Annotated in this window: 5 protein-coding genes and 1 pseudogene; 1 reads left to right on the top strand and 5 read right to left on the bottom strand. The window is 74.0% G+C overall.

What is annotated here, in order from left to right:
• Positions 1 to 117: 117 nt before the first annotated feature.
• Complete coding sequence (locus AB0G63_RS38895) at positions 118 to 369, bottom strand: hypothetical protein (RefSeq protein WP_360760569.1); 252 nt, start codon at positions 367 to 369, stop codon at positions 118 to 120.
• Positions 370 to 664: 295 nt separating this feature from the next.
• Between AB0G63_RS38895 and AB0G63_RS38890 the strand changes: the two genes are divergently transcribed.
• Positions 665 to 1,342, top strand: coding sequence for a peroxiredoxin (locus AB0G63_RS38890; protein WP_360760566.1), 678 nt, complete (start codon positions 665 to 667; stop codon positions 1,340 to 1,342).
• A 58-nt stretch (positions 1,343 to 1,400) separates the two neighbouring features.
• On the opposite strand, the gene AB0G63_RS38885 is transcribed toward AB0G63_RS38890, so the two are convergent.
• The 4 genes and pseudogenes from AB0G63_RS38885 to AB0G63_RS38870 all read right to left on the bottom strand — a co-directional run bounded on the left by AB0G63_RS38885 (position 1,401) and on the right by AB0G63_RS38870 (position 4,077).
• Positions 1,401 to 2,006, bottom strand: coding sequence for a class I SAM-dependent methyltransferase (locus AB0G63_RS38885; RefSeq protein WP_360760563.1), 606 nt, complete (start codon positions 2,004 to 2,006; stop codon positions 1,401 to 1,403).
• Between the two features lie 121 nt (positions 2,007 to 2,127).
• Complete coding sequence (locus AB0G63_RS38880; protein WP_360760572.1) at positions 2,128 to 2,367, bottom strand: metal-sensitive transcriptional regulator; 240 nt, start codon at positions 2,365 to 2,367, stop codon at positions 2,128 to 2,130.
• A gap of 174 nt (positions 2,368 to 2,541) precedes the next feature.
• Positions 2,542 to 3,499, bottom strand: a pseudogene (locus AB0G63_RS38875) (sulfite exporter TauE/SafE family protein).
• On the bottom strand, positions 3,496 to 4,077 hold the full coding sequence (locus AB0G63_RS38870; RefSeq protein ID WP_360760560.1) for a rhodanese-like domain-containing protein: 582 nt from the start codon (positions 4,075 to 4,077) through the stop codon (positions 3,496 to 3,498). Before AB0G63_RS38870 ends, AB0G63_RS38875 begins: the two are co-directional and overlap by 4 nt.
• Positions 4,078 to 4,235: the final 158 nt, after the last annotated feature.

Raw genomic sequence — 4,235 nt, 5'->3', positions numbered from 1 at the left:
GGGCCGGGCGGGGCGCCCTCGCCGGGTGCCGGCGGCCGTTCTCCGGGAGCACCCGCGGACCCGCCGTCGGCGGTGCGGCGGCACGGCGGCCCGCGCGTCGGCGGTGCGGCCGTCCGGTCAGGAGCGGCCTTCCGCCAGGCCGGCGTGCAGCAGGAGCAGACGGGCCAGGTCGCGGGCCTCGTCGGCGGTGAGCGCCGCCCAGGTGCCGTGCTCGTCCCCCTGGTCCGGACCGACGTCCAGGGTGACCCGGCTGATGGGCCGGTCCGCGGGCGCGAGCCGCAGGCACCGTACGGCGATCCTGCGTCCGCAGCCGGTCACGAGCGAGGTGTCCTCGGCCGCCGCGGGCCGGATGCGTTCTGGGGTCGCCATCGTCCTCACACTCCTACGACCAGTCGGATCACGGGCCCGGCGGGCGCCTTCAGTGATACCTGACGAGGTATGAGGAACAGCGCCGCGCGCACCCGGATTGTTCCCGTTCACCGACGCCGGACGGTTCGCGGGCGGGGACGTTCGTGCCGTCCCGGGGCTCAAGGGGCGAACGGGGATGCCGGCAGGGCCGTACGGCCCCCGACGGGCGGTCTTACGGCCCTCCAACCGGGCGGGATCGGGAAAATACGTTAAAGGGGTATACAGACATCTGTGATCGCCCTGGAGGGATCCTCCGATGACCGTCTCCGACCAGCCGACCCAGCCCGCCCCCGCCGGCCTGCCCCTCATCGGTGACAAAGCACCGTACTTCGAGGCCGAGTCCACCCACGGCCCGGTCCGGCTCACCGACTACTCGGGCCGCTGGCTGGTGCTCTTCAGTCACCCGGCGGACTTCACCCCGGTGTGTACCACCGAGTTCGTCGCCTTCACCGAACTCGCCGACGAGTTCGCCGCCCGCAACACCGCCCTGCTCGGCAACTCCGTGGACTCCGTCCACAGCCACCTCGCCTGGACCCGGGCCATCCAGGAGAAGCTGGGCGTGCGCGTCCCGTTCCCGATCATCGCCGACCTCGACACGCGCGTCGCGCGCGCTTACGGCATGCTCCACCCGAACACCTCCGGCACGGCCGCGGTACGTGCCGTGTTCGTCATCGACCCGGAGCAGACCGTGCGGGCGATGCTGTACTACCCGATGAACGCCGGACGCATGATCCCCGAGATCCTGCGGCTGGTCGACGCTCTGCAGACCTCCGACCGCGACGGCGTGTCCTGCCCCGCCAACTGGCGTCCGGGCGAGGACGTGGTCCTTGGCGCCCCGCGCACCGAGGCGGAACTGGAGGCCCGCCTGTCCCAGGAGGGCGTCAAGCTCACCGACTGGTACCTGGCGACCAAGCCCGGCAAGCCGGCCTCCTGAGCCGCGCGAGCGCGCGGTACGGCCTCAGCGCCGTACCGCGCGCACGAGGTCGACGGCGTCAGCGCCGTACCGCGCGCACCAGCGTGTCGACGGCCGTGCGGTGCTCGCCGTCCGCGTCGGTCACCACGCGGGTGACCGGCTCGGCCCGCAGGATGTCGGCGTACGGCCGCCACACGTCGGCGACCTGCTCGGCGGTGTAGAGCACGCGCGGGTCCTGCGGCCCGCCGTGGCCGTGCTCGCGATTGGCCGCGTCATGGCCGACCAGGAGCAGCGTGCCGCCCCCGGCCACCGCCTGCGCGGCCTGCCGCAGCACCCCCGTCATCCGCTCCCACGGCAGGTGCAGGTAGGCGATCAGCGCCAGGCCGTACGTCGCCTCGGGCGCCGACCACGTGGTGAGGTCGGCGCGGACGGTACGCAGCGGCACGCCCCGCTCGGCGGCCAGCCGGGCGGCCTTGTCCAGCGCGACGGCGGAGAAGTCCACGGCGTCCACCTCCCAGCCCTGCCCGGCGAGCCAGACCGCGTTGCGCCCCTCGCCGGCGGCCAGGTCCACCGCCCGTCCGGCGGGCGGCAGCCCGGCCAGTTCCTCCTCGACGAACCGGTTGGGCCGCGCCGTCCACACCAGCTCGCGGCCGCGGTACCGCGCGTCCCAGTCCTCTGCGTCCATCCTGTGTGCCTGTCCCTTCGTGCGGAGGTCGTACGGGTGAAGGCCGTACGGCTGGAGGCCGTGCCGGTGGAGGTTCCGGCGCCGGCCTGCCGCGGCCCCGGCCGTCCTCGGCCGGGGCGCGTCAGGCCAGCGTCAGGAACAGTTTCTCCAGTTCGGCCTCGGACAGGGGCGGGGCGTGTCCCCGGTGCCGTTCGGTGAGGCACTGGCGCATCGCGCCCGCCACCATCCTGAAACCGGCCCGGTCCAGGGCCCGGGAGACCGCGGCCAGCTGGGTGACCACGTCCTTGCCGTCGCGCCCCGCCTCGATCATGGCGATCACGGCGGCGAGCTGCCCCTGGGCGCGGCGCAGCCGGTTGAGCACCTCAGCCGTCGCGTCGGCTTCCTCGCGCCGGTCGCATTGCTCGCGTTCTTCGCCTTCTTCGCGTTCCTCGCGTTCCTCGCGTTCCTCGCGTACGACTTCCGACTCGTCCACCGGGCACCTCCTGCGGGCCGGGTTCCGGGCTTGCCGGGGCGGGGGTACCGCCCCGGCGTGTGGTCAGACGGGGGTGCCGTCGCCCTGGTGCACGGCGCCCTCCGGTGCGGAACGGGGAACCGTCGCGTCCGGCCCGTCCGCACCGCGCGAGGCCCGCCCGGCCTTGCGCAGCGTGTACCAGCTGAACCCGACGCCCGCCGCCGCGGCCGCCGAGGCCCACGTCCAGGGGCTGGTCAGCAGGGTGTGGCGCAGGTCGGCGCTGATCTGCTGGCCGAGGACGAAGACGCCCATGACCGCGACGAACCAGCCGAAGGATTTGCGCAGCGCGTTCTGCGGAATGCGCCCGGCCACCAGCCCGCCGATCACGCTGCCGACGACGGCCGCCGCCGTGACGAGCAGGGCGAAGCCCCAGTCGATGTGCACGCTGGCCAGGTAACCGGCCAGCCCGGCGAAGGACTTCATGGAGATGACCAGCAGGGAGGTGCCGACGGCGACGGTCATCGGCAGCCCGCCGAGCAGCGCGAGCGCCGGGACGACGAGGAAGCCGCCGCCCGCACCGACCAGACCGGTGACCAGGCCGACCACGATGCCGTCCAGCAGGACGTGCATGACGGGCAGTTCGTGGTGGACCTTCTTCGGCTGCTGCTTGCGGCCGCGGATCATGGCGAAGGCGGTGGCGATCATCATGAGGGCGAACGCGATCAGCAGGACGGTGCCGGGGATGAACTCGGCGAACCGTCCGCCCGCGTAGGCGCCGGTCATGCCGGCCAGGCCGAACAGGAGCCCGGTCCAGGCCGAACAGGAGCCCGGTCCGCCACCGGACACGGCCCGCGCGGGCGTGCGAGACGACACCGGCGGCGCTGGTGACGCCGACGACGAACAAGGACGTGGCGATGGCCTGCTTGGTCTCCATCCCGGCCAGGTAGACCAGGATGGGCACGGTCAGGATGGACCCGCCGCCGCCGAGGATGCCGAGGCTGATGCCGATGAGCAGGGACGCGGCGATGATGACGGCGATCACGACGCACCCCGCAGGGCGGCGACGACCGAGTCGATGTCGGTGCGCGGGCCGCGGTTGTAGGGCAGCTTCGACAGCAGCATGCCCATGGCGCAGGTGTTGCTCAGCGCGGCGAAGGTCAGTCCGGCGCCGACGGCGGTGCCGATCAGGTGCAGTCCGGGCACGAACACGCCCGCGATGCCGGTGGCCAGCACCAGGCTGCCCGCGACGAGCCGGACCTGGCGTTCCAGGTCCCAGCGTTCGGGACCGCGGGTGAGGGTGCCGCCGGCGGCCTCCCAGGCCATGACGCCGCCCTCGAGGACGCGCAGGTTGGGCAGTCCGGCCTCGGCCAGCGCCTTCTCGGCCTGGGCGGCGCGGGCGCCGGAGCGGCAGACGAGGACGACGTCCTCGTCGAGGTGGTGCAGCAGTTCGGCGCGGTGCTCGCGCAGCGTGTCGAGGGGGACGTTGTAGGAGCCGGGTATGTGCGCGGTGCGGAACTCGCCGGGGGTCCGCACGTCCAGCAGGCGGGGGCCTTCGCCGGTGCGGGTCAGCTCGCGCAGAGCGGCTGGTCCGAGTCGTGGCTGGTCGGCATCGGTGGCCATGGGGGTACCTCGTTGTGGCTGGAGGGGAGGGGGAGAGGCGGGGACGCCGCAGGGGGGAGAGACCGGGGGGCGGGGGGGGGGCGGGGGGCGCCGGCCGCCCCCGCCGGGGGGGGGCCGCCGCGGCCCGGGCCCGCGCGGCGCGCCCCCCGCCCGAGCCC

This window comes from Streptomyces sp. NPDC020996 (assembly GCF_040641355.1).
In the GTDB taxonomy this organism is placed as follows: domain Bacteria; phylum Actinomycetota; class Actinomycetes; order Streptomycetales; family Streptomycetaceae; genus Streptomyces.
Note: the sequence above shows the minus strand (reverse complement) of the source record. Positions and strands in the feature narration are given on the sequence as shown.

Coding starts and splice junctions, on each gene's coding strand:
- AB0G63_RS38895 (WP_360760569.1), bottom strand. CDS start 369: ATGGCGACCCCAGAACGCATCCGGCCCGCGGCGGCCGAGGACACCTCG.
- AB0G63_RS38890 (WP_360760566.1), top strand. CDS start 665: ATGACCGTCTCCGACCAGCCGACCCAGCCCGCCCCCGCCGGCCTGCCC.
- AB0G63_RS38885 (WP_360760563.1), bottom strand. CDS start 2,006: ATGGACGCAGAGGACTGGGACGCGCGGTACCGCGGCCGCGAGCTGGTG.
- AB0G63_RS38870 (WP_360760560.1), bottom strand. CDS start 4,077: ATGGCCACCGATGCCGACCAGCCACGACTCGGACCAGCCGCTCTGCGC.